At 73.4% G+C, this 26,981-nt stretch carries 5 protein-coding genes; 3 read left to right on the forward strand and 2 right to left on the reverse strand.

Annotated elements, in window-relative coordinates; genetic code table 11:
* Nucleotides 1–143: 143 nt before the first annotated feature.
* Together ACWGDX_RS26715 and ACWGDX_RS26720 are read right to left on the reverse strand one after the other, a co-directional pair.
* Nucleotides 144–563 (reverse strand): YybH family protein, encoded by a 420-nt coding sequence (locus tag ACWGDX_RS26715; protein ID WP_453629513.1) that lies wholly within the window; start codon nucleotides 561–563, stop codon nucleotides 144–146.
* 175 nt (nucleotides 564–738) lie between these two features.
* Nucleotides 739–1,071, reverse strand: coding sequence for a YybH family protein (locus ACWGDX_RS26720; RefSeq protein WP_453629515.1), 333 nt, complete (start codon nucleotides 1,069–1,071; stop codon nucleotides 739–741).
* Between the two features lie 293 nt (nucleotides 1,072–1,364).
* Between ACWGDX_RS26720 and ACWGDX_RS26725 the strand changes: the two genes are divergently transcribed.
* The 3 genes from ACWGDX_RS26725 (at nucleotide 1,365) to ACWGDX_RS26735 (ending at nucleotide 26,941) form a co-directional block, all read left to right on the forward strand.
* Nucleotides 1,365–15,446, forward strand: a complete 14,082-nt coding sequence (locus ACWGDX_RS26725) for an SDR family NAD(P)-dependent oxidoreductase (protein WP_453629517.1) — start codon at nucleotides 1,365–1,367, stop codon at nucleotides 15,444–15,446.
* A gap of 53 nt (nucleotides 15,447–15,499) precedes the next feature.
* Nucleotides 15,500–20,236 carry a type I polyketide synthase gene (locus ACWGDX_RS26730; RefSeq protein WP_453629519.1) on the forward strand — a complete coding sequence of 1,579 codons (4,737 nt, stop codon included), beginning with the start codon at nucleotides 15,500–15,502 and terminating at the stop codon, nucleotides 20,234–20,236.
* Between the two features lie 96 nt (nucleotides 20,237–20,332).
* Nucleotides 20,333–26,941 carry a thioester reductase domain-containing protein gene (locus tag ACWGDX_RS26735; protein ID WP_453629520.1) on the forward strand — a complete coding sequence of 2,203 codons (6,609 nt, stop codon included), beginning with the start codon at nucleotides 20,333–20,335 and terminating at the stop codon, nucleotides 26,939–26,941.
* Nucleotides 26,942–26,981 lie beyond the last annotated feature (40 nt).

Consider the following 26,981-nt stretch of genomic DNA (forward strand, 5'->3'; position numbering starts at 1 on the left):
GTAAGGAAAGTAACGCGGTGGTAAGCGGACCGCCCCCGGCCGCTCCCACCGCGGCAGGAGCCCGCTGACCGGAGAATTACCCGGCCATGAGGAGAACCCCCCGGAGCGAATCCGGGGGGTTCTTCTGCTGTGCGCGCGGTCCGTTACTCGGCCACCAGGCCCGTGGCGGCCACCGGACGGTCGATGGCCATCAGCCAGCGGCCGTCGTCCTGGCGCCGCAGGACGTCCGTGCAATTGCCCTCCAGCAGGAGGGGAGCGCCGTCGGGGCCGGTGGCCTCGATGCTGTAGTCGACACCGATCAGCGCCACGTCGCCGGCGACGTACGAGTGGGTCACCTTCGCCTTCAGGCTCGGCTTCGAGACCAGGAAATCCTTGAAGAAGGCCAGGCGCGCGGCGCCGGTCAGGGGCTCGCCGGAGAAGTTCGAGATGGAGTCGTCGAGGTACAGACGGTTGAACAGCTCGCCGTCACCGGAGTTGAAGACCTGGATGAAGATCTCGTTCTGGGTGTCGGTGTCGCTGGTGAGGTCAGGGTTCTCGGGGTCGAAATCGATGGTGAAGGCCATGGTGAACCGGCCCGCCTCTCTGTGATGACCGAATGGCTGTGGTGTGCCGTGCCGACTGGTGCTCGTGCTGCCCCGGGGCGCCGCCGCGCCTCGGGGCGGAGTGCGTGCCAGGCGTGCTGGGGCCTGGCGGACAGGGGCCGGCGGACAGGGGCCGGCCCCGGTCGTACGGGCCGGATCAGCCCTGGCCGTACGGGTCGTCGACGGCGTAGCGCCAGACGGAGTCGTCGCCCAGGCGCAGCACGTCCACGCCGACGCCCTCCAGCCGCTCGGGCGTGCCCGCCTCGTCGACGGTCTCGATCACCCAGTCGACGATCAGCAGCGCGGTGTCGCCGGTGACGAAGGACTGCCGCGGAACGGCGGTCATCCTCGGCTTGCGGGTCAGGAACTCCCGCTGGTAGTCCCTGCGTGCCTGGCCCGTCAGCGGCTTGCCCGGCTCCCAGACCGCGACGGCCTCTTCGGTGTAGAAGCTGTCGACGGCGTCGAAGTCCCCGGCGTTGAAGGCATCCACGTAAAGTTCTGTGCGCTTTTCCAAGTTATCGGTGAGTTGCGACATGGGAGAGTCGGCCTGCCCTTCTGTGGGTGAGGTGGCTGAGTTCCACGTGCCAGGACGCTATTCCATCCCGCGCAACATCCCGGGCACCGCCGGGTAATACGGTGCTCTCCCGCCGCTTCGCCGCCGAATTACCCGATCAAGGCCGTGCGTTGAGTTTCCGGAGAGGGCGACTGCCTACGATCACGTCACAGGATTGCCTCAATGCTTTGGGTTGTCGGTTAATTCAGCCGGAAGGGTAGTCGAGCGCGATGACGAACCAGCACCACCTTGAGACACCCGCGGCACGTGGGGGGAACAACGAGGCCGTCGCGGTCGTCGGGCTCTCCTGTCGGCTTCCGGGCGCGCCGAGCCCCTCGGACTTCTGGGATCTGCTCCGTACCGGAACGAGCGCCGTCACCGGCGTACCCGAGGGCCGCTGGCTGACCGCGACCGGACACACCCCCGCCGAGGAGCCCGACCCGGGGATGCGCCGGGGCGGGTTCCTGGACCGCGTGGACACCTTCGACGCCGCCTTCTTCGGTATCTCGCCCCGCGAGGCCGTCACCATGGACCCGCAGCAGAGGCTGGTGCTGGAACTGGCCTGGGAGGCCCTGGAGGACGCCGGTATCGTGCCGGCCACGCTGCGCGACACCCGTACCGCCGTCTTCGTCGGCACCCTGCGCGACGACTACGCCGCGCTCCTCTACCAGTACGGTGCCCAGGCGATCACCCAGCACACCATGGCGGGGGTCAACCGGGGCGTCATCGCGAACCGGGTGTCCTACCACCTGGGTCTGCGCGGCCCCAGTCTCACCGTCGACTCGGCCCAGTCCTCCTCGCTCGTCGCCGTGCACCTCGCCTGCGAGTCGCTGCGCTCGGGCGAGTCCGAGGCGGCCGTCGTGGCCGGTGTCAATCTCAACATCCTGGCCGAGGGCGCGATCACCGAGGAGCGGTTCGGCGGCCTGTCGCCCGACGGCACGTCCTACACCTTCGACGCCCGCGCCAATGGATTCGTACGCGGTGAGGGCGGCGGCGCCGTCATCCTCAAGCCGCTCTCCCGGGCCGTCGCGGACGGCGACCACGTCTACGGAGTGATCTGCGGCAGCGCGGTCAACAACGACGGTGCCACCCCCGGTCTGACCGTCCCCGGCCGCGCGTCCCAGGAGCGGGTGCTGCGCGAGGCGTACGAGAAGGCCGGTGTCGACCCCGCGGCGGTCCAGTACGTGGAGCTGCACGGCACGGGCACGCCCGTCGGGGACCCGATCGAGGCCGCGGCGCTCGGCGCGGTCCTCGGCGCCGGCCGCACCCCCGGGCGGGCCCTGCGGGTCGGCTCGGCGAAGACCAACGTCGGGCATCTCGAAGGGGCCGCCGGTATGGTCGGCCTGCTCAAGGCGCTGCTGGCGCTCAGTCACCGCGAGCTGCCCGCCAGCCTCAACTTCGAGACGGCGAATCCCGGCATCCCGCTGGCCGCGCTCGGCCTCGCGGTGCAGAGCGAACTCTCCCCGTGGCCGGAGCCCGGCCGCCCGCTGCTGGCCGGTGTGTCCTCCTTCGGCATGGGCGGCACCAACGCGCATGTCGTACTCGCCGAGCACCGTGCGCCCGAGCCGGCGCCCCGCCCGGCCCCCCGCTCCGAGCCCGGCCCGGAGGCCGGGGACACCCCCGCCCCCACCCCCTGGGTGATATCCGGCCGTGGCACCGCCGCGCTGCGCGGCCAGGCCGGACGGCTGCACGCGGCCGTCGCCGCGGACGCGACACTCGACCCGGCGGATGTGGGCCTCTCCCTCGCCGCGCACCGCACCGTCTTCGACCACCGCGCGGTCGTCCTCGCCGACAGCCGTACCGCGCTGCTGGAGGGACTCGCGGCGGTGGCCCAGGGAGCGCCCGCCCCCGGCGCCGTCACCGGTGCGGCGCGCCCCGGGGCACCCGCCCTGCTCTTCACGGGCCAGGGTGCCCAGCGCGTCGGTATGGGCCAGGAACTGCGCCGCGCCTTCCCGGTGTTCGCCGAGGCGTTCGACGAGGTGTGCGGTCATCTCGACCCGCTGCTCGACCGCCCGCTGAGCGAGATCATCGAGTCCGGCGACGGGCTGGACGAGACGGGCTTCACCCAGCCCGCGATCTTCGCCGTGGAGGTCGCGCTGTACCGTCTCGTCGCCTCCTGGGGCATCGTCCCCGCCCAGGTGGTCGGGCACTCCGTCGGAGAGATCGCCGCCGCCCATGTCGCCGGAGTGCTCTCGCTCGCGGACGCCGCGCGCCTGGTGGCGGCCCGGGGCCGGCTGATGCAGGCCCTCCCGGCCGGTGGCGTCATGGCCGCCGTACGGGCCACCGAGGACGAGGTGCTGCCGCTGCTCGCCGATGAGCCGCTGGCCGCGATCGCCGCCGTCAACGGACCCCTGTCGACAGTCGTCTCGGGAGACGGCGACGCGGTGGACCGGATCACCGGGCGCCTGTGCGACCAGGGCAGGAGCATCCGCAGGCTGACGGTCTCGCACGCCTTCCACTCACCGCTGATGGACCCCATGCTGGACGACTTCCGCCAGGTCGTCGGGGAGCTCACCTTCCACGAGCCGCGCGTGCCCGCCATCTCCACCGTGACCGGGCGGCCCGTCACGCCCGGGGAGTGGTCCTCGCCCGAGTACTGGGTGGAACAGGTGCGCCGCCCCGTGCGCTTCCTGGACGCCGTACGCGCCCTGGAGGCCGCCGGTGTCACGACCTTCCTGGAACTCGGCCCCGACGGCGTCTGCTCGGCGATGGCCGTCGAGTGCCTGGCCGACGCCGGCACCACGGCCGCGGTGGCCGCGCTGCGCTCCGGCCGCCCCGAGCCCCGCGGACTGCTCACGGCCCTCGCCACCGTCTTCGTCCGTGGCGCGGACGTGGACTGGGCGGCCGTGTACGCGGGGGAGGGGGCCCGCAGGGTCCCGCTGCCCACGTACGCCTTCCAGCGCGAGCCGTACTGGATCTCCGGCACGGCCGGCGCCGCGGCGCTCCCCCCGGGCGCCGCACCGGCGAGCCCTCCGGCGGACACGGGCACACCCGTGTCACCGGCCGGGGCCACGGTCACGGCCGGGGCCACGGCCGACCTCGCCGGACTCGTCACCGCGCACATCGCCTCCGTACTGGAGTACTCCGGCGACCGCCGCGTCGAACCGCACACCAGCTTCAAGGACCTGGGCTTCGACTCGCTGATGTCGGTGGAGCTGCGCGACGCCCTGTCCGCCGCCACCGGGCTGCGGCTGCCGAGCGGACTCCTCTTCGACCGGCCCACGCCCAGCGCGCTCATCGACCATCTGCGCACACTGGCCGAGGGGCCGGACGGGAGCGCGGACGACGAACGGCCCGACGCCGCAGCCGCCCATGAACCCATCGCCATCGTGGGCATGGCCTGCCGCTACCCGGGCGGGGTCGCCTCGCCCGAGGACCTGTGGCGACTGGTCGCCGAGGGCGGCGACGCGATCTCGGGCTTTCCCACCGACCGGGGCTGGGACGAGGAACTCTTCGACCGCGACCCGTCGAGGAGCGGCCGGAGTTCCGTGCGCGAGGGCGGGTTCCTCCATGACGCCGCCCGGTTCGACAACACCCTCTTCGGGATCTCCCCGCGCGAGGCGCTGGCCATGGATCCCCAGCAGAGGCTGCTGCTGGAGACCGCCTGGGAGGCCGTGGAGCGGGCCGGGCTGGACGCCGGCACGCTCAGGGGCAGCCGTACCGGTGTGTTCGTCGGCGCCACGGCGCTCGACTACGGACCGCGTATGCACGAGGCCCCCGACAGTGTGGAGGGCCATCTGCTGACCGGCACGACACCGAGTGTGATGTCCGGCCGTATCGCCTATCAGCTCGGACTCGTCGGGCCCGCGGTGACCGTGGACACGGCATGCTCGTCGTCGCTGGTGGCGCTGCATCTGGCGGTACGGTCGCTGCGCTCGGGGGAGACCACGCTGGCCCTGGCCGGCGGCGCCACCGTGATGTCGGCGCCCGGCATGTTCGTGGAGTTCTCCCGGCAGCGCGGACTCGCGTCCGACGGACGCTCCAAGTCCTTCGCGGCGGGTGCCGACGGCACCTCGTGGGCGGAGGGCGTCGGTCTGCTGGTGGTGGAGCGGCTCTCCGACGCCCGCCGCAACGGACACCGGGTGCTGGCCGTGATCCGGGGCTCGGCGGTCAACCAGGACGGCGCGAGCAACGGACTCACCGCGCCCAGCGGCCCCTCCCAGCAGCGTGTCATCCGCCAGGCCCTGACCGACGCGGGACTCGGCCCGGCCGAGGTCGACGCGGTCGAGGCACACGGCACCGGAACCCGCCTCGGCGACCCCATCGAGGCCGAGTCGGTCATCGCCACCTATGGGCAGGGACGTGAACACCCCCTGCTGCTGGGGTCGTTGAAGTCGAACATCGGTCATGCCCAGGCGGCCGCCGGTGTGGGTGGTGTGATCAAGATGGTGCAGGCGATGCGGCATGGTGTGCTGCCGAAGACACTGCATGTGGACGAGCCGTCGCCGTTCGTGGACTGGGACTCCGGCGCTGTGGAGCTGCTGACGGAGCAGGCGGAGTGGCCCGAGGTGGACCGTCCGCGCCGCGCCGCCGTCTCCTCCTTCGGGATCAGCGGCACCAACGCCCATGTCGTCCTCGAATACGAGCCGGTGGACGAGCCGGCGGAGGAGCGGCCGGACGAGCCGGTGGACGAACCGGTGGCACCGGAGCCCTCCGCGACGGCGGTCCCGGCCCCCTGGCTGATCACCGCGCGGGACAGCACGGCCCTGCGCGCCCAGGCCGCCCGGCTGCGGGAGCACATCGCCGGCACCGGCGTCCGTCCCGCCGACATCGGCCTCTCCCTCGCCACCACCCGTACCGCCCTCGATCAGCGGGCCGTGATCCTCGGCACCACGAGTGACATGTTCCTGGCGGGTCTCGATGCCCTGGCACAGGGCGCCGACGTTCCCCACCTTGTGACGGGAAGCTCCTCGGGCGCCGGCCGTACCGCGTTCCTGTTCACCGGACAGGGCGCGCAGCGCGCCGGTATGGGCAGCGAACTCCACGGCGCCTCACCGGTGTTCGCCGCCGCCCTCGACGAGGTCTGCGCGGCGCTGGACCCGCATCTGGGACGGCCCCTGCGCGATGTGCTGTTCGCTCCCGCCGACAGCGCGGACGGGGCGCTGCTGCACCGGACCGCGTACACCCAGCCGGCCCTGTTCGCCGTGGAGACGGCGCTGTTCCGGCTGCTGGCCCACCATGGACTCACCCCCGCCCTGCTCGCCGGACACTCGATCGGTGAGCTGACCGCCGCCCATGCGGCGGGAGTGCTCTCGCTCGACGACGCGGCCCTGCTCGTCGCGGCCCGGGGCAGGCTGATGGAGTCGGCGCGGGCCGGCGGCGCCATGATCGCGATCGAGGCCGAGGAGGCCGAACTCGCCGGTGACCTCGCGGAAGAACCCGGCCTGCTCTCCGTCGCCGCCGTCAACGGCCCCACGTCCCTGGTGATCTCCGGCGACGAGGACGCGGCCGAACGGGTCGCGGAGCGCCTGCGCGCGCTGGGCCGCAGGACCCGCAGGCTCCAGGTCAGCCATGCCTTCCACTCGCCGCACATGGACGATGTCCTGGACGAGTTCCGGGCGGTCGCGGAGGGCCTCACCTTCCACGCCCCCGCCATTCCGGTCGTCTCCACCGTCACCGGTGAGATCGCCGAGGCCGCCGCCCTCACCTCGCCCGGCTACTGGACCGGGCAGATACGCGGTACGGTCCGCTTCCTGGACGCGGCCCGCACCCTGGAGCGACAGGGCGTCACCGTGTTCGTGGAGGTGGGCCCCGACGCCGTACTGACCTCCATGGTGCGCGACTCCCTCACCGGCGACCCGGCCGCCGTGCCCCTCCTGCGGGCCGGACGGCCCGAGCCGGAGACCCTGGCCGCGGGTCTCGCGACCGCCCTCACCCGGGGCGCGCCCCTCGACACCGCGTCCTTCTTCCCGCGCGCCCGCCGCGTCGACCTGCCGACCTACGCCTTCCAGCGCGAGCACTACTGGCTCGCGGGCGGCACCGCCACCGACGCCAGGGGGCTCGGCCTCGACCCCGCGGACCATCCGCTGCTGTCCACCACGGTGGAGCTGGCGGGACGCGAGGACCATGTGCTCACCGGCCGTCTCGGTACCGGCAGCCACCCCTGGCTGGCCGATCACGCCATCGACGGCACGGTCCTGGTGCCCGGCACCGCCTTCCTGGAACTCGCCCTGACCGCGGGCGGACTCCTCGGTGCCGAGCGGGTGGAGGAACTCACCCTGGAGTCGCCGCTGACACTGCCCGGACACGGCGCGACGCGGGTCCAGGTCTCCGTGGACGCCCCCGACGCCTCCGGCGCCCGGACCTTCGGCATCCACGCCCGCCGCGACAGCGTGGCCGACGATCCGCGGCCCTGGACCCGCCATGCCTCGGGTGTCCTGGGCCGGGCGGGGGCTCCCGCCGCCGAGGAGGCGTGGGTGTGGCCGCCCGAGGGAGCCGCGGCGCGGCCGCTCGACGGGGTCTACGACCGTCTCGCGGAACTCGGCTACCAGTACGGGCCCGCCTTCCAGGCACTCACGGCCCTCTGGCGCCGGGGCGAGGACCTGTACGCCGAGGTGTCCCTCCCCGAGGAGCACCACACGGACGCCGCCCGCTACGGAATCCACCCGGCGCTGCTCGACGCGGTCCTCCACCCGCTGGTGCTGCACGCCGCCGAACTGGCGGGCAGCGAGGCGGCCGGCTCGATCCGGCTGCCGTTCTCCTGGACCGACACCGTCCTGCACGCCACCGGGGCCACCGCCCTGCGGGTACGTATCTCTCCCACCGGCCCCGACACCTTCTCGCTGACCGCCGCCGACGCCACGGGCCAACTCGTTGTCGCCGTCGAGTCGCTGGTCCTGCGGCCGGTCGCACGGGATCAGCTCGCCCCGGCCGACGGCGGTCCCGACGCTCTCCACACCGTGGAGTGGACGCCCGTCCCGGTACCCGCCACGGCCCCGGGGGTGCTCCGGATCGCGGAGTCGCTCCACGGTGAACTGCCCGGCGCGGAAGGGGCGGAGGGCACAGACGGCGCTGAGGGCACCGAAGACACGCGAGGCACGGAGGGCACGGAAGGCGCGGACGGCGCCGGTGGGACGGCCGTCCCAGATGTCGTCCTCGTACGGGTCGACCGGCTCCGTACCGGAGGGCCCGGCGACGACGAGGCCGCCGCCGCCCATGAGACGGCGGCGGGCGCGCTGCGCCTGATCCAGCGGTTCCTCGCCGACGAACGGTACGACGACGCCCGGTTGCTGCTCCTCACCCGGGGCGCCGTCGCGGCCGGACCCGGGGAGAGCGTCACCGCGCTGGCGAGCGCCCCCGTATGGGGTCTGGTCCGCGCGGCACAGTCGGAGCACCCCGGCCGTCTGGTCCTCGTGGACGCGGACGCGGACGCGGACGCGGACGAGGACGCGGACAGGGACATCGACGCGGACCGTCCGGAGACGGAGGCGCTGCTGACCGCCGCCCTGGCCACGAGCGAGCCGCAACTCGCCCTGCGCGGCGACCGGATGACGGCACCCCGGCTGGTACGGGCGAACCGCCGCGCTGCCCCGGACACCGTGCCGGCGTTCGATCCGGCGGGCACCGTACTGATCACCGGTGGTACGGGGGGACTCGGCGCCCTGTTCGCCCGGCATCTGGTCGAGTCGCACGGCGTACGGCGCCTGTTGCTGGTCAGCCGTCGGGGCCCGGACGCACCGGGCGTCCCCGAACTCGTCGCCGAACTGGCCGCGTCGGGGGCCGACGCGCGCGTGGCCGCGTGCGATGTCGCGGACCGCACCGCCACGGCGGAACTCCTGGCACGCTTCTCGCCGGAGGACCCGCTGACCGCCGTGGTGCACACGGCGGGTGTGCTCGACGACGCCACCATCGGGGCCCTGACCCCGGAGCGGCTGAGCGCCGTCATGCGGCCCAAGGCCGACGCGGCCTGGCATCTGCACGATCTCACCCGCGACATGGACCTCACCGCCTTCGTGCTGTTCTCCTCCGTCTCCGGTCTGCTCGGCACCGCGGGACAGGCCAACTACGCCGCGGGCAACTCCTATCTGGACGCCCTGGCGGCCCATCGCCAGGCCCTGGGACTGCCGGGCGTCTCGCTCGCCTGGGGACTGTGGGACGGCACCCACGGCATGGGCGGCACGCTCGGCGAGGCGGACCTCGCCCGCTGGAGCCGTATGGGCATCACACCGCTCACACCGGAGCGGGGACTCGCGCTGTTCGACAGGGCACTGACCGAGGGGCCCGCGCTGCGCGTCCCCGTGGAACTCGATCCGTCCGCCCTGCGCGCCCTCACCGACGAGCCCCCGGCCCTGCTGCGCGGACCCGGCAGGGCGCGCCCGCGCCGCGCCGCCGCGCGCACCGCGGGGACCGGAGGCGCGGGCTGGGCCGAGCGGACCGCCGCGCTCCCCGAGGACCGGCGCCGCGAGACCGTACAGGAACTGGTGCGCGGCACCGTCGCGGCCGTCCTCGGCCATGCCGACGCCACCGCGCTCGACCCGCGGCGCGCCTTCAAGGAGATCGGGTTCGACTCGCTCGCCGGCGTGGAACTGCGCAACCGTCTCAACGCCACGACCGGACTGCGGCTGCCCACCACGGCCGTCTTCGACCATCCGTCGGCACAGGCACTGGCGGACCACATCCTCTCCCGGGTCTCGGACATCCGGCCCGGGTCCGCCGTCCCCACGGCCCGCGCCGTGACCGCCTCCGCCTCCGACGAGCCGATCGCGATCGTCGGGATGGCGTGCCGCTATCCGGGCGGGGTCGCCTCCCCGGAGGACCTGTGGCGGCTGGTGGCGGAAGGCACCGACGCGGTCAGCGAGTTCCCGGTCAACCGGGGCTGGGACCTGGACGCGCTGTACGACCCGGACCCCGGCCGGACCGGCACGTCCTATGTACGGCACGGCGGATTCCTGCACGACGCCGACCAGTTCGACCGTGAGTTCTTCGGGATCCCGCCCCGCGAGGCGACCGCGATCGACCCGCAGCACCGGCTGCTGCTGGAGACCGCGTGGGAGACGATGGAGAGCGCCGGTCTGGACCCGGCGGGGCTGCGCGGTTCCCGTACCGGTGTGTTCACCGGAGCCATGTACGACGACTACGCGTCCCGTCTGTCCGCGAGCCCCGAGGAGTACGAGGGCTTTCTGCTGGCCGGCAATCTCTCCAGCGTCGTGTCCGGCCGGTTGTCGTACACGTACGGGTTCGAGGGTCCGGCGGTGACGGTGGACACGGCGTGTTCGTCGTCGTTGGTGGCGTTGCATCTGGCGGCGAGCGCGCTGCGTTCGGGTGAGTGCGATCTCGCCCTCGCGGGCGGTGTCACCGTGATGGCCGGTCCCAGTGTCTTCGTCGAATTCTCCCGGCAGCGCGGACTCTCGGCCGACGGGCGGTGCAAGTCGTTCTCGGCGGACGCGGACGGGACGGGGTGGGCGGAGGGTGTGGGTCTGCTGCTGGTGGAGCGGCTGTCGGACGCCCGTCGTAACGGCCACCAGGTCCTGGCGGTGTTGAAGGGTTCGGCTGTCAATCAGGACGGTGCGAGCAACGGACTCACCGCGCCGAACGGTCCCGCCCAGGAGCGGGTGATCCGGCAGGCGCTGGCGAGTGCGGGTCTGACGACGTCCGAGGTGGACGCGGTGGAGGCCCATGGCACCGGGACGCGGCTCGGTGATCCCATCGAGGCGCAGGCGCTGCTGGCCACCTATGGGCAGGATCGTGAACGTCCGCTGCTGCTGGGGTCGTTGAAGTCGAACATCGGTCATGCCCAGGCCGCCGCTGGTGTGGGGGGTGTGATCAAGATGGTGCAGGCGATGCGTCATGGAGTCCTGCCGAAGACACTGCACGCGGATGTGCCGTCGCCGTTCGTGGACTGGGACTCCGGCGCCGTGGAGTTGCTGACGGAGCAGGTCGAGTGGCCCGAGGTCGACCGTCCCCGCCGCGCCGCCGTCTCCTCCTTCGGGATCAGCGGCACCAACGCCCACGTCATCATCGAACAGGGCGTCGAGCCGGGCGTCGCACAAGACGTCGAACCGGGCGTCGAACCGGGCGGCGAGCACGGCGCGGGAACCACCCCCGAACAGCCGGACGCCGCACAGGCGCCCGCACTGTCGATCGCGCCCTTCCTGGTCTCCGCCCGTGGTGAGGCGGCGCTGCGCGCCCAGGCGGCACGGCTCGTCGAGTACGTCGACGCCCACCCCGAGCTGACCATCGACGACATCGGCCGGTCGCTGGCCACCACCCGTGCCCTGCACGGCGACGCCGCAGCCGTCATGGCCGAGGAACGCGACGAACTCCGCCACGCCCTGCGCGCGCTGTCCGAGGGGGATCCCTCGCCCGCCGTCGTCCACGCCGGCCCGGGGCGCCGCGGGAAGACCGCGTTCCTGCTCACCGGCCAGGGCTCCCAGCGCCTCGGAATGGGCCGTGGGCTGTACGAGTCCTCGCCCGTGTTCGCCGCCGCGTTCGACGAGGTCTGCGCCCATCTCGACCGCGTACTCGACCGCCCTCTGAAGAGCGTGCTCTTCGCCCCCGAGGAGTCCGCCGACTCGGCCCTGCTCGACCAGACGGCCTTCACCCAGGCCGCCCTGTTCGCGCTGGAGACCGCGCTGTTCCGGCTGGCCGAGCACCACGGCCTCACCCCGGACTTCCTGCTCGGCCACTCCATCGGCGAGCTGACCGCCGCGCACCTGGCCGGAGTCCTCGACCTGCCGGACGCCTGTGTCCTGGTCAGCGAGCGCGGACGGCTGATGCAGGCCGCCCGTGAAGGCGGTGCCATGGCGGCGCTGGAGGCACCGGAGGACGAGGTGCGCGCCACCCTCGCCGGATACGGCGACACGGTGACGGTCGCCGGGGTCAACGGCCCCCGCTCCACCGTGATCTCCGGTGACGAGTCCGCGGTCGAGGCGATCGTCGCGCTCTGGCGCGAGAAGGGCAGCCGGACCAAGCGGCTGCCGGTCAGCCACGCCTTCCACTCGCCGCACATGGACGATGTCCTCGACGAGTTCCGGACGGTCGCCGAGGGCCTCACCTTCCATCCGCCGCGCATACCGGTGGTCTCCAATGTCACCGGCGCACTCGCCACGCCCGAGCAGCTCACCGCGCCCGACTACTGGGCGCGGCACATCCGCCAGCCGGTCCGATTCCTCGACGGTGTACGGCTGCTGGCCGCCGAAGGTGTCACCGAGTGGCTGGAGCTGGGCCCGGACGGTGTGCTGACCGCGCTGGTCCAGGAGTCCCTGACCACCGACGCGGGCGCGCTCACCCCGGCACTGCGCCGGGGCCGGCCCGAGGACCGCGCCTTCGCCTCCGCCCTCGGCCTGCTGGCCGCACGCGGCGCGGAGGTGCGCTGGGACGCCGTGTTCCCCGGCGCCCGTACGGTCCCGCTGCCCGGATACGCCTTCCAGCGGCAGCGCTACTGGCTGGAGGACCCGGCCCGCGCCGGCGACGCCGCCGGACTGGGGCTGACCGCCACCGGACATCCGCTGCTCGGCGCGGCGGTCGCCCTCGCGGACCGCGACGAGCACATCGTCACCGGCCGGCTGTCCCGGCACACCCATCCCTGGCTGGCCGATCACGCCGTCGGCGGCACGGTCCTGGTGCCCGGCACCGGTCTGCTGGAACTCGCCCTGCGGGCCGGTGAGCAGATCGGCGCCCTGGGCGTCGACGAACTGACCATGGCCGCGCCCCTGGTGCTGCCGGAGCGGGGCGGCGTCCAGGTGCAGCTCGTCGCGGGAGCCGCCGACGGCGCCGGTGGCCGTACCGTACAGATCTACTCGCGGCCCGACGGCGGCGCCGGTGAGGACGCGGACGCGGGCGCGTGGACACTGCACGCGCACGGCACCCTCGGCACGGCCGACGGCGCGACGCCCCAGCACTCCCCGGCCGACGACCTGACGGTCTGGCCGCCGGCCGGCGCCGTCGAGACCGATCTGACCGGGGTCTACGAGCGGCTCGCGGAACGGCGGTACGCGTACGGCCCCGCGTTCCGGAATCTGCGCCGGCTGTGGACGGCGGACGGCGCTCTCTACGCGGAGGTCGCCCTCGGCGACGACCAGCGCTCCGAAGCGGGGCGGTTCGCCGTCCACCCGGCGCTGCTCGACGCCGCGCTCCACCCCCTGCTGCCCGGGGTCACCGGCGACGACGGCGGCTCGTGGCTGCCCTTCTCCTGGTCCGATGTCACCGTACGGGCCTCCGGCGCCGCGTCCCTGCGCGTCCGGCTCGCCTTCCACGGCACCGACCCCGAATCGCCCGTGGTCCGGCTGACCGTGGCCGACGGCACCGGCGCACCGGTCGCCACCGTCGGCGCGCTCACGCTCCGGCCACTGTCGGTTGAGGCACTGCGCGCGGCGGCGGCCGGTACGGGGGACGCCCTGCTCCGGGTCGACTGGACCCCGCTGCGGGACACGCGGACCGGCGCGGAGCCCGGCGACTGGGCCGTGCTCGGTGACGGCGGATCCGGCGGACTCGGGCTCGACGAGGTACCGGTACGGTCGTACGGCGACGGCGAGGCCGTCATCCGCGCGCTCGACGAGGGCGTGCGGGCACCGTCCTTCCTGGTGATCCCCTGCCGTCCAGGACCGGCCGGCGGCGGGGAACTGCCGGAGCTGGTCCGGGCCGGGACGCTCCGGGTGCTGACGGACGTCCAGTCACTGCTGGCCGACGAACGGCTCGCCGGCGCCCGGCTGGTCGTGGTCACCCGGGGCGCCGTCGCCGCCGGGCCGGGGGAGGACGTGACCGACCTGGTCCACGCGCCGGTGTGGGGCCTGCTGCGATCCGCGCAGACCGAGAACCCCGGCCGCGTGGTTCTGATCGACAGCGACAGCGACAGCGACAGCGACAGCGACAGCGACAGTGAGAGCGAGAGCGGCGGCATACCGGCCGGCCTTCTCGCACGGGCCGCGCGGAGCGGTGAACCCCAGCTGGCGGTGCGCGGCGGCACTCCGCTCGTCCCACGGCTGGCCCGTACCCGGCCCGCGCCGGAGACCGGCAGCGCGCCGGAGAACACACCGCGGTGGGACCACGGAACGGTGCTGATCACCGGTGCCACCGGTGCGCTGGGCGCCATCGCGGCCCGGCATCTGGTGGTGTCGCACGGGGCCGGACGGCTGCTGCTGGTGAGCCGCCGGGGCCCTGACGCGCCCGGCGCCGAGGAACTCACCCGCGAACTGCGGGAGCTGGGGGCCGAGGTCACCGTCGCCGCGGCCGATGTGACCGACCGCGACGCGGTGGCGGAGCTGCTGGGCCGCTTCTCGCCGGAGGATCCGCTGACCGCCGTGGTGCACACGGCGGGTGTGCTGGACGACGTCCCCGTCGAGGGGCTGACCCAGGAGCGGCTGGACACCGTACTGCGGCCCAAGGTCGACGCGGCCTGGCATCTGCACGAGCTGACCCGGGACATGGGTCTCACGGCCTTTGTCCTCTACTCCTCCGTCGCGGGTCTGCTCGGCACCGCCGGACAGGCGAACTACGCCGCCGGGAACACCTTCCTCGACGCCCTGGCCGCGCACCGCAGGGCCCGGGGACTGCCGGGCGTCTCGCTCGCCTGGGGACTGTGGGGCGAGACCGGTTCCATCGCCGGCCATCTCGCCGACGCGGATCTGCGCCGTCTGGCGCGTTCCGGACTGCTGCCGCTGGCGAGCGACGAGGCCATGGACCTCTTCGACGCCGCGCCCGCCACCGGTGAGGCGGTGCTCGCCGTCACCCGTCTGGACGCCACCGCGCTACGGGCGTCCGGCACCCCGGTCCCCGCGCTGCTGCGGGGGCTGGTGCCGGCCGCGCCCAGGCGCGCGGTGGCGGTGGCGGCGGACGAGGAGGCCGGGACCGGCCTCGCGGAGCGGCTCGCCGCACTGCCCCCGGCCGAACGCGACCGGATGCTCACCGCCCTGGTGTGCGGCAGGGTGGCCGCCGTACTGGGCCACACCGACCAGGGCGCGATCGATCCCGGCCGTGCCTTCCTGGAACTCGGCTTCGACTCGCTGACCGCGGTCGAACTGCGCAACCAGCTCGGCGCCGCGACCGGACTGCGGCTGCCCACCACCACGGTCTTCGACCACCCCACCCCGGCGGCGCTCGCCGCGCACCTCCTCGGGCAGCTCGTCGTGGACACCGCACCCGGCGAACCCGTGCTGGCCGAGCTGTCCCGGCTCAGGTCGGCGATCGAGCGGTCCGCCTCGGACGCCGGCGCGTACCACCGGATCACCGCCCAGCTGCGTGAACTGCTCGACGCGGCGGATCTGGCGAGCGGCGGCACCAGGGCCTCCGGCGAGGACGACAAGGACAACGACGAGGACAGCCTCGACTCCGCCTCCGACGAGGAGCTGTTCGCCCTTGTCGACGAACTCGACTGAGCGCGCGGCGGTTCCGGCGCATCAGAGGCCATCGACCACACCACATCTGGGAGTTGAGAACCATGGCGGACGAGGGGAAGCTGCGCGACTACCTCAAGAAGGCCATCGCGGACGCCCGCGACGCGCGCAGGAAGCTGCGTGAGGTCGAGGACCGGCAGCGGGAGCCGATCGCGATCGTCGGGATGGCGTGCCGCTATCCGGGCGGGGTCGCCTCGCCGGAGGACCTGTGGCGGCTGGTGACGGAAGGCACGGACGCCGTCGGCGGGTTCCCGGCCGACCGGGGCTGGGACCTGGACGGGCTGTACGACCCGGATCCCGACCGGACCGGTACCTCCTACAGCCGCGAGGGCGGCTTCCTGCACGACGCGGACCGCTTCGACCCGGAGTTCTTCGGCATGTCCCCCCGCGAGGCGATCGCGGTCGACCCGCAGCAGCGTCTGCTGCTGGAGACCGCGTGGGAGACGTTCGAGCGCGCCGGTGTGGACCCGGCGGGGCTGCGCGGTTCCCGTACCGGTGTGTTCACGGGGGTGATGTACAACGACTACGGTTCGCGGCCCCATCTGCCTCCGGAGGACTTCGAGGGCTATCTGTTCAGCGGCAGCGCGGGCAGTATCGCCTCCGGCCGGCTGTCGTACACGTACGGGTTCGAGGGTCCGGCGGTGACGGTGGACACGGCGTGTTCGTCGTCGTTGGTGGCGTTGCATCTGGCGGCGAGCGCGCTGCGTTCGGGTGAGTGCGATCTCGCCCTCGCGGGCGGTGTCACCGTGATGTCGACCCCGGTAGCGTTCGTCGAGTTCTCCCGGTTGCGCGGTCTTGCCGCGGACGGGCGGTGCAAGTCGTTCTCGGCGGAGGCGGACGGGACGGGTTGGGCGGAGGGTGTGGGTCTGCTGCTGGTGGAGCGGCTCTCGGACGCCCGGCGCAACGGCCATCAGGTGCTGGCCGTGTTGAAGGGTTCGGCTGTCAATCAGGACGGTGCGAGTAATGGCCTGACGGCGCCGAACGGTCTGGCTCAGGAGCGGGTGATCCGGCAGGCGTTGGTGAGTGCGGGTCTGACGGCGTCGGATGTGGACGCGGTGGAGGCGCATGGCACGGGGACCCGGCTCGGTGATCCCATCGAGGCGCAGGCGCTGCTGACGACCTATGGGCAGGATCGTGAACGTCCGCTGCTGCTGGGGTCGTTGAAGTCGAACATCGGTCATGCCCAGGCCGCCGCGGGTGTGGGTGGTGTGATCAAGATGGTGCAGGCGATGCGGCATGGTGTGCTGCCGAAGACACTGCATGTGGACGAGCCGTCGCCGTTCGTGGACTGGGACTCCGGAGCTGTGGAGCTGCTGACGGAGCAGGTCGACTGGCCCGAGGTGGACCGTCCCCGCCGCGCCGCCGTCTCCTCCTTCGGCTTCGGCGGCACCAACGCCCATGTGATAGTCGAGGAGGCCCCGCCGGAGGAGAAGACCGAGGCCGAGACCGAAGCCGGTGCCGGGCCCCGGCCCGAGGACACCCCCGAGGACGAGTGGCAGCCGCTGGCCTGTGCGGTGCCGTGGCTGCTGTCGGGGCGTACGCCGGAAGCGCTGGCCGGGCAGGCGCGCAAGCTGCTCGCGGTGGCCGAGGCGGGGAGCGGCCGGTCCGCGCTGGATCTGGCGTACTCGCTCGCGACGACGCGCGCGCACTTCGGCCACGGGGCGGCGGTGGTCGGCGGTGACCGGGAGAGCCTGGTCGCCGGGCTGCGGTCGTTGGCCGAGGGCCTGCCCTCTCCCCATGTGGTCGGCGGTGTGCGGTCGTCGGGCCGGACGGCCTTCCTGTTCTCGGGTCAGGGTGCCCAGCGGGCGGGGATGGGGCGTGAGCTGTACGAGTCCTATCCGGCGTTCGCCGACGCGCTGGACGAGGTGTGCGCGGCCCTCGATCCTCATCTCGAACGCCCTTTGAAGCCGGTGATGTTCGCCGCGGAGGGTTCGGCCGAGGCCGCGCTGCTCGCGGAGACCGGCTTCACCCAGCCCGCCCTGTTCGCCTTCGAGGTGGCGCTGTTCCGGCTGCTGGAGTCCTGGGGAGTGATCCCCGACGCGGTCGCGGGCCACTCGGTGGGCGAACTGGCCGCGGCCCATGTGGCGGGCGTCCTGGGGCTGGGCGATGCCGTGAGGCTGGTGGCGGCCCGCGCCGGACTGATGCAGGCGCTGCCGCGGGGCGGTGCGATGGTGGCGGTGGCCGCGACGGAGCCGGAGGTGGCCGCGCTGCTGGCGGGACGTACGGGCGAGGCCGCCGTCGCCGCGGTGAACGGCCCGTCGTCGGTGGTGGTCTCGGGTGACGAGGCGGCGGTGGAGGAGATCGCCGGCCACTTCGCGGAGCTGGGACGCCGCACGAGCCGGCTGAAGGTCTCGCACGCGTTCCACTCGCCGCACATGGACGGGATGCTGGAGGAGTTCCGCACCGTGGCGAAGGAGGTCACGTTCGCGGCGCCGGGTATCCCCGTCGTCTCCACCCTGACCGGGCGGACCGCCTCCGGTGACGATCTGCGGACCGCGGACTACTGGGTCGACCAGGTACGGCACGCCGTCCGATTCGCGGACGCGGTCCACGCGCTGGAGTCCGACGAAGTCACCACGCTGCTGGAAGTGGGGCCCGGCGGGGTGCTCAGCGCCCTGGTCGCGCAGTCGGCCGGACAGCCCGACGTCACCTCGGCCGTGCCCGCCGTGCGCGGCGGGCGGCCCGAGCCCGAGGCCCTGGTCGCCGCGCTCGCCGCACTGCACTGCCGTGGAGTCGCGGTGGACTGGCGGGCGTTCTTCGCCGGGACCGGGGCCCGCCGGGCGGAACTGCCCACCTACGCCTTCCAGAAGCAGCGGTACTGGCTGCGGCCGGAGGTCCCCGCGGCTCCCGGGTCCACCGGGGAGCGGAACGCGCTCTTCCGTGTCGCGTGGGAGCCCGCCACCGTACCGGCACCGCAGGAGCCGCCGCGCTGGGCGGTTCTCGCGCCGGCGGCGGCCGGGACGGCCGGGAATCTCTCCGGCGCGGACCGGTTCGCCGATGTCGCCGAGATCGCCGCCGCCGTGGCCTCCGGGACACGGATCGACTCCGTACTCGTCCCCTTCCCGGTACGGTCCGACCCGGCGGACGCCGCCGAGGGCCCGCGCCGGGCACTGGACCTGGTACGGGAATGGCTGGCGGAGGAGCGGCTGGCGGACGCCCGGCTGGTGGTCCTGACCTCGGGCGCCGTCGCCGTGTCCGACGGGGACGGCATACCGGACCTGGGAGCCGCCGCGGCCTGGGGACTGCTGCGCTCGGCGCAGTCCGAGGCGCCCGGCCGTATCGTCCTCGTCGACGCGCCCTCCGTGTCGGACGCGACGCTCTCCGCCGTCGCGGCCGGCCGGGAGCCGCGGACGGCGGTGCGTGAGGGCACCGTACTGACACCGCGATTGACGCCCGTTCACGAAACCGGTCCGGCGGGATCCGTCACCGGACCGGAGGGACAGGCCGGACAGGCCGGACTCCCCGACTCGCCCTGGGGGCCCGAGGGTACGGTGCTGATCACCGGCGGCACCGGCGCGCTCGGCGGTGTGTTCGCCCGGCACCTGGTGGCCGCCCAAGGGGTACGTCATCTCCTCCTGGTCAGCCGTCAGGGCGAACGGGCGCACGGCGCCGCCGAGTTGGTGGCCGAGCTGACCGGACTGGGGGCCACGGTCACGGTCGGGGCCTGTGATGTCTCCGACCGGGAGGCCCTCGCCGCGGTACTGGCGGGGATACCGGACGAGCACCCGCTCACCGCGGTCGTCCACACCGCCGCGGTCCTCGACAACGGACTGCTTCCCGCGCAGGACACCGAGCGGCTCGACCGTGTGCTGGGGCCGAAGGCCGGCGCGGCGTGGCATCTGCACGAACTGACCCGCGAGCTGGATCTGAAGGCGTTCGTGCTCTTCTCGTCCACGGCCGGGGTCTTCGGCGCGCCCGGCCAGTCCAACTACGCCGCCGCCAACGCCTTCCTGGACGCGCTGGCCCAGCACCGCGCGTCCCTGGGACTTCCCGCCACCTCCCTCGCCTGGGGCCTGTGGCAGAACCGCGGCATCAACGCCGGACTGGGCGAGAGGGATCTGAGCAGGTTCGCCCGCGACGGGTTCCGGCCCGTCACCGACGACGAGGGGCGGGCACTGTTCGACCGGGGAGTGGCCTCGGGTATGGCCGCGCTGGTGGCCTCCCCGATGGTCTCCTCGGCGGTCACGGACGGTGTACGCCCCGGCGGCGCCGACACCGGCACCACCACGGAGGCGGCGGGGGCCCCGGGCTTGGGCGAGCGGCTCGCGGAGCTGTCGGAGGCCCAGCAGGAGCAGTACCTGCTGGACACCGTCACCACCACGGTCGCGGCGGTCCTCGGCCACGCGAGTCCCGCCGGTATCGGGCCCGACCGGCCCTTCCAGGAGCTGGGCTTCGACTCCCTGACCGGCGTCGAACTGCGCAACCGGCTGGGCGCCGCGACCGGTGTCCGGCTGCCCGCCACCCTGGTCTTCGACCACCCGACCCCGGCCGCGCTCGCCGCGTATCTGCGGGCCGAGGCCGCCCCCGAGGCCATGGACCCGGCCCGCTCCGTCCATGGCGAACTGGACCGTATCGAGGCGTCGTTGGCCCAGCTCCCGCAGGACGACGAGGCCCGCTCCGGTATCTCCGTACGCCTTCAGACCCTCCTGGCCAAGGTGAGCGCGCCCGTGGACACGGCGGACACGGCACCCCGGCCCGATCTGATCACCTCCGCCTCGACGGACGAGATCTTCGCCTTCATCGACACCCAGCTCGGCCGCGCGGCGGGCTGATCCGACCGTCCGGCGCCGCACCACGCCACGCCGCACCACGCCACGCCCGTACCGCGTTCCAGGCATCTTGCCGTATCGAGGAGTGACTGATTCCGCATGTCCGCAGACATGTCCAATGAGCAGAAGCAGGCCGAGGCCAAAGAGCGGAAGCTGGTCGACTATCTGAAGTGGGTGACGGCCGATCTGCAGAAGGCGCGCGAGCGGATCACCGAGCTGGAGACCGCCGGCGAGGAGCCCGTCGCGATCGTGGGAATGGCGTGCCGGTTCCCGGGCGGGGTGGCCTCGCCCGACGATCTGTGGCGGCTGGTCGCGGACGGCACGGACGCGATCAGCGGATTCCCCGCCGACCGGGGCTGGGACCTGGAGGCGCTCTACAGCCCCGACCCGGAGGAGCCAGGCACCTCGTACACCCGCGAGGGCGGATTCCTCGAAGGAGCCGCGCTGTTCGACGCCGGCTTCTTCGGTATCTCCCCGCGTGAGGCACTGGCGATGGACCCGCAGCAGCGGGTCCTGCTGGAGACGGCGTGGGAGGCGTTCGAGAACGCCGGGATCGACCCCGCCACCCTCAAGGGGTCAAAAACCGGTGTCTTCGCGGGTGTGGTGGAGCAGAGCTATCTGGGACTCGAAGGGCCCGAGGAGTTCGAGGGCTATCTGATGACCGGCAAGCTCAGCAGCGTCGCCTCCGGCCGGATCTCCTACACCTTCGGTCTTGAGGGCCCCGCGCTGTCGGTGGACACGGCGTGCTCGTCGTCGCTGGTCGCCCTGCATCTGGCGGTCCAGTCGGTGCGCCGGGGCGAGTCGGCGCTCGCCCTCGCGGGCGGTGCCACCGTCACCGCGACACCCGGCGGATTCGTGGACTTCTCACGCCAGAAGGGGCTGGCCCCCGACGGCCGCATCAAGTCGTTCTCCTCGTCGGCCGACGGGACCTCGTGGTCGGAGGGCGTCGGCCTGCTCGTCGTCGAGAAGCTCGCCGACGCCCGCAGGAACGGCCACCGGGTGCTGGCGGTCGTACGGGGCAGCGCGGTGAACCAGGACGGCGCGAGCAACGGACTCACGGCCCCGAACGGTCCCTCGCAGGAACGGGTGATCCGGCAGGCGCTGGCGAGCGCGGGTCTGACGGCCGCCGATGTGGACGCGGTGGAGGCCCATGGCACCGGGACGCGGCTCGGGGATCCCATCGAGGCACAGGCCCTGCTCGCCACCTATGGGCAGAGGCGCGAACAGCCGCTGCTGCTCGGCTCGTTGAAGTCCAACATCGGTCACACCGTCGCCGCCGCCGGTGTGGGCGGTGTGATCAAGATGGTGCAGGCGATGCGCCACGGTGTGGCGCCCGCGACCCTGCATGTCACGGAACCGACGCCCATGGTCGACTGGTCGGCGGGGGCCGTGGAACTCCTCACCCGGCCGCGCGCCTGGCCCGCGCGCGCGGAGGGCCCCCGGCGCGCGGCCGTCTCCGCGTTCGGGGTGAGCGGGACCAACGCGCATGTCATCCTCGAACAGCCCGCCCCCGAGGACGGCGAGGCGGCCGAGGAGCGGCAGCGCACCGTACAGCCGCTGCCCGTGGTGCCCTGGACGCTCTCCGCGAGGACCGAGGACGCTCTCCGTGCCCAGGCGGCGCGGTTGTCCGAGTTCGCCGAGACGCGTCCGGACGTGGACATCGCCGACATCGGCCTCTCCCTGGCCACCACCCGTACCGCACACGACCACGGCGCGACCGTCGTGGGCGCGGACCGGGAGGAACTGGTCGCCGGGCTGCGGTCGTTGGCGGAGGGCCTGCCGGGGAGCGGTGTGCCGGGCGCGGTGCGGTCGCCGGGCCGGACCGCGTTCCTGTTCTCGGGTCAGGGTGCCCAGCGGGCGGGGATGGGGCGTGAGTTGTACGCGTCCTATCCGGCGTTCGCGAAGGCGCTGGACGAGGTGTGCGCGGCCCTCGATCCTCATCTCGAACGCCCGTTGCGGCAGGTGATGTTCGCCGTGGAGGGGTCGGCCGAGGCCGCGCTGCTCGCGGAGACGGGCTTCACCCAGCCCGCTCTGTTCGCCTTTGAGGTGGCGCTGTTCCGGCTGCTGGAGTCCTGGGGAGTGACCCCCGACGCGGTCGCGGGGCACTCGGTGGGCGAACTGGCCGCCGCGCATGTGGCGGGTGTGCTCGATCTGACGGACGCCGCCTGGCTGGTCGCCACCCGCGCCCGGCTGATGCAGGCGCTGCCCCGGGGCGGTGCGATGGTGGCGGTGGGCGCCGCGGAGCCGGACGTGGCCGCGCTGCTCGTGGGCCGTGAGCACGAGGTGGGCATCGCGGCGGTCAACGGACCCTCCTCCGTGGTGATATCGGGTGACACCGAGGCCGTCGAGGAGATCGCGCGGCACTTCGAGGGACTGGGGTCCCGGACCAGCCGTCTGACGGTGTCCCACGCGTTCCACTCGCCGCACATGGACGGGATGCTGGAGGAGTTCCGCACGGCGGCCAAGCGCGTCTCGTACGGCGCCCCCCGCGTTCCGGTGGTGTCGACACTGACCGGCAGGACCGCCACCGGGGACGAACTGCGGTCCGCCGACTACTGGGTGACCCAGGTCCGGCAGGCCGTACGGTTCGCCGAGGCCGTGACGACCCTCCACGAGGAGGGCGCGACGACCTTCGTCGAGATCGGTCCCGACGGTGTTCTCACCGCGATCGCCCGAGGCGTCCTCACGGACCGGCCGGGCACCACCGCCGCGATCGCCCCGCTCCGCCGTGACCAGCCCGAGCCGCGCGCTCTGACGGGCGCGCTCGGACTGCTGCACACGACCGGGGCGCGGCCCGACTGGCGGGCGTTCTTCGCGGGGACCGGGGCCCGCACGGTGGAACTGCCCACGTACGCGTTCCAGCACCGGCGCTACTGGGTGGACACCGCCGAGTCGCCCACGGACGCCTCGGGGCTCGGCCTTGAGCCGGCCGAGCACCCGCTGCTGGGTGCCGCCCTGCTGCTCGACGAGAGCGACGAGGCGGTGTTCACCAGCCGGCTGTCGGCGCGCACCCACGCCTGGCTGGCCGAGCACACCGTGGGGGGTACGGCCGTACTGCCGGCCGCCGCGCTGGTCGAGCTGGCGATACGGGCGGGCGACGAGCTCGGCTGCACCGCCCTGGACGACCTCACGGTCGAAACGCCGCTGGTGCTGCCCGCCGGCGGAGGTGTCCATCTGCGGGTCACGGTCGGCGCGCCCGACGCGTCCGGGCACCGCGCGCTCGCCTGCCACTCCCGGCCCGACGGCACCGGGGCGACATGGGTCCGGCACGCGCACGGCCTGCTGAGTTCCGGTCCGCTCACCCCGGTGCCCTCTCCCGGGGCGGCGCCGCAGTGGCCACCGGCCGACGCGGAACCGCTCCCGGCGGCCGATGTCCGCCTCCGCCTCGCGGAAGCGGGCACCGAGTACGGACCGGCGTTCCAGGGCCTCACCGGAGTGTGGCGACGCGGCGACGACCTGTTCGCCGAGATCGTGCTGCCCGCCGCCCCGGCGGAGCGGGCCCCCGAGTACGGGCTGCATCCCGCGCTGCTGGAGGCCGCGCTCCAGCCGCTGCTGCTCACCGGCCCCACGGACCGTGCCGACGGTCCGGCCGCACGCGCGGGAACGGCCGCCCGGTGGCGGGGCGTACGTCTTCACGCCACCGGCGCCACCACCCTTCGCGCCCAGCTCTCCCCGGTGGACGGGTCCCCCGCGGACGGCGCCGCCTTCGCGGTGCGACTCCTCGATCCGACCGGGCGGCTCGTCGCCGAGGCCGACGCCGTGACGGTGCGTCCGTTCGACGCCGAGGGCCTCGCCTCCGCGAGGACCCGTCCCCATGACGCGCTGTTCCGGATGGTGTGGACGCCGTACCCCCTCCCGCCCGCCGTCGGCACGGGAGTCCGGTGGGCCTCGCTCGGCAGCGCGGGGCGGGCCACGGCCGACTACGCGACGGTCGCCGAGGCTGCCGCCGCGATCGCCTCCGGCGCCCCGGTCGACGCCGTACGCGTCCATCTGACCTCCGGGAACGGGACCGCCTCCGAGGACGGGACCGCCGACACACCCGCTGCGGTCCGGGACACCACCGGCCGCGCGCTGGCACTGGTGCGGGAGTGGCTCGCGGAGGACCGGCTCTCCGATGTCCCCCTGGTGGTCCTGACCTCCGGTGCGACGGCGGTCTCCGACGGCGACGACGTCACCGATCTGGGCGGTGCGGCGGCCTGGGGGCTGCTGCGCTCGGCGCAGTCCGAGGCGCCCGGCCGTATCGTCCTCGTCGATCTGCCGTCCGACGCGACCACGGCCATGGACGCGGCCACGGACGCGCTGCTCTCCCGTCTGCTCACCACCGGTGAGGCCCAGGCCGCCCTTCGCGACGACACGGTTCTCCTGCCCCGTCTGGCCCGCGTCCCGCGCGGCGACATCGGCCCGGAGCCGCTCTGGGGCTCCGGGGGTACGGTGCTGATCACCGGCGGCACCGGCTCCCTCGGCGGGCTGTTCGCCCGGCATCTGGTGACCGAGCACGGTGTGAACCATCTGCTTCTGGTCAGCCGACGTGGCGAACAGGCCCCCGGAGCGGCCGAGTTGACGGCGGAGCTGACGGCCTTGGGGGCCACGGTCACGGTCGAGGCGTGCGATGTCTCCGACCGTGCGGCGCTCGCCGCGCTGCTGGCACGCGTGCCACGCGAGCATCCGCTGACCGGGGTGGTCCACACCGCCGGCGTTCTGGACGACGGACTGATCGCGGCGCAGAACGCGGAGCGGCTGGACGGTGTGCTGAGGCCGAAGGCCGACGCCGCCTGGCATCTGCACGAGCTGACCCGCGAGCTGGATCTGACCGCCTTCGTGCTGTTCTCGTCCGTCGCCGCCGTGATCGGCGGACCCGGCCAGTCCAACTACGCCGCCGCCAACAGCTTCCTCGACGGGCTCGCCCGGCACCGCGCCGCCCAGGGACTGCCGGCCGTCTCCCTCGCCTGGGGCCTGTGGGAGCAGACCTCAGGACTGACCGGGGGACTGACCGAGACCGATCTCCGGCGTATCGCCCGCAGCGGTTTCCGCCCGGTCGCCACCGAGCAGGGCCCCGCGCTGCTCGATCTCGCGCTCCGGCTCGGCCACCCCGACGCGGTCGCCACCCCGCTGGATCTGACGGTGCTCCGCGGACAGCCGCAGGTGCCCACGGTGCTCCGCTCCCTCGTCCGTACCCCGGTACGCGGTGTCGCCCGCGCCGCCGACGACGCGGCGGGCCTGGCCGACGGGCTGGCCGGTCTGACCGGGGCGGAGCAGCGGGAGAGGGTACTGAAGGCACTGCTCGATGCCATGGCGGGGGTCCTCGGGCACGGCGGCGGCCGGAGCATCGATCCCGAACGGCCCTTCACCCAGCTCGGTTTCGACTCGCTCACCTCGGTGGAACTCCGTAACCGGCTCGCCGCCGTGACCGGTCTGCGGCTGCCCGCGACCCTCGTCTTCGACCATCCGACCCCGGGGGCCCTGGCCGCCCGGCTGCTGACGGAGCTCCTCGCGGCGGGCGGCGGACCCGGCTCCGGCTCGCAGGGCGCGGCCCCGGACACCGTCGACCACGCGGCGGACATCCGCCTCGCCGATGACATCAGGCCCGCGGCCGAGACCGTGAGCCCCACCGCGGATCCGCGGGAGATCCTGCTGACGGGAGCGAGCGGCTTCCTCGGCGCGTTCCTGCTGCGCGATCTGATGCTCACCACGGAGGCACGGATCCACTGCCTGGTGCGCGGTGAGGACGAGGCGGCGGCGTACGAGCGGCTGCGCGCGAGCCTGGAGTGGTACCGGGTCTGGGACGCCGTCGACCCCGACCGGCTCTCCGTACTGGTCGGTGACCTCGCCGAGGAAGGACTCGGCCTGGCTCCGGAGGTTTTCGACTCACTGGCCCGCACGGCAGATGTCGTCTACCACGCGGGAGCGACGGTCCACTGGCTGCACCCGTACACGGCGCTGCGGGCGGCCAACGTCCGTGGCACCGAGGAGATCCTGCGGCTGGCGGCGCGCCATCGCACGGTCCCCGTCCACTATGTCTCCACGGTGGGCGTCTTCGACGGCCCTGTCACCGCCGGCGTACCGCTCAAGGTGACCGATCCCACCGGCCCGGCCGAGGCGCTGCCCAGCGGATATCTCCAGAGCAAGTGGGTCGCCGAGCAGATCGTCGGGCTGGCCAGGGAACGGGGGATACCCGTCTCCGTCTACCGCGTGGACGTCATCTCCGGTGACCGGCGCAACGGCGCCTGCCAGACCCGTGACTTCGTCTGGCTCAGTCTCAAGGGGCTGCTCCAGGCGCGGGCCGTGCCGTCCGGGACCGAGGGCCGCTTCCACCTGCTGCCCGTCGACTACGTCAGCGCGGCGATCATCGGGATCTCCGTCAGGCCCGAGACGGCCGGCGGCACCTTCCATCTCTTCAACCGGAGTTCTCTGAGCCTGTCCGACTGCGTGTCCCAACTGCGCGGCCTCGGCTACCGGTTGCGCGACATGGGCCGGGAGGAGTGGAGCGCGGCGGTGCGGGCCGACCGCACCAACGCGCTGCTGCCGCTCCTGCACGCGTTCGAGATGATGACCGCGGACTCGGACGCCTTCTATCCGCCCATCGACACCACGGAGACGGAGGCGGCGCTGGAGGGCACGGGGATCGAGTGCCCGCCGCTGACCGAGGAACTGTTCGCCACGTACGTCGACTTCTTCGTACAGGAAGGACACTTCCCGGCAGCCGGCTGACCACGCTCAAAGGCCGGAGGGGGGAGCGTCCCGACAGGAC

This window comes from Streptomyces sp. NPDC055025, assembly GCF_053608565.1.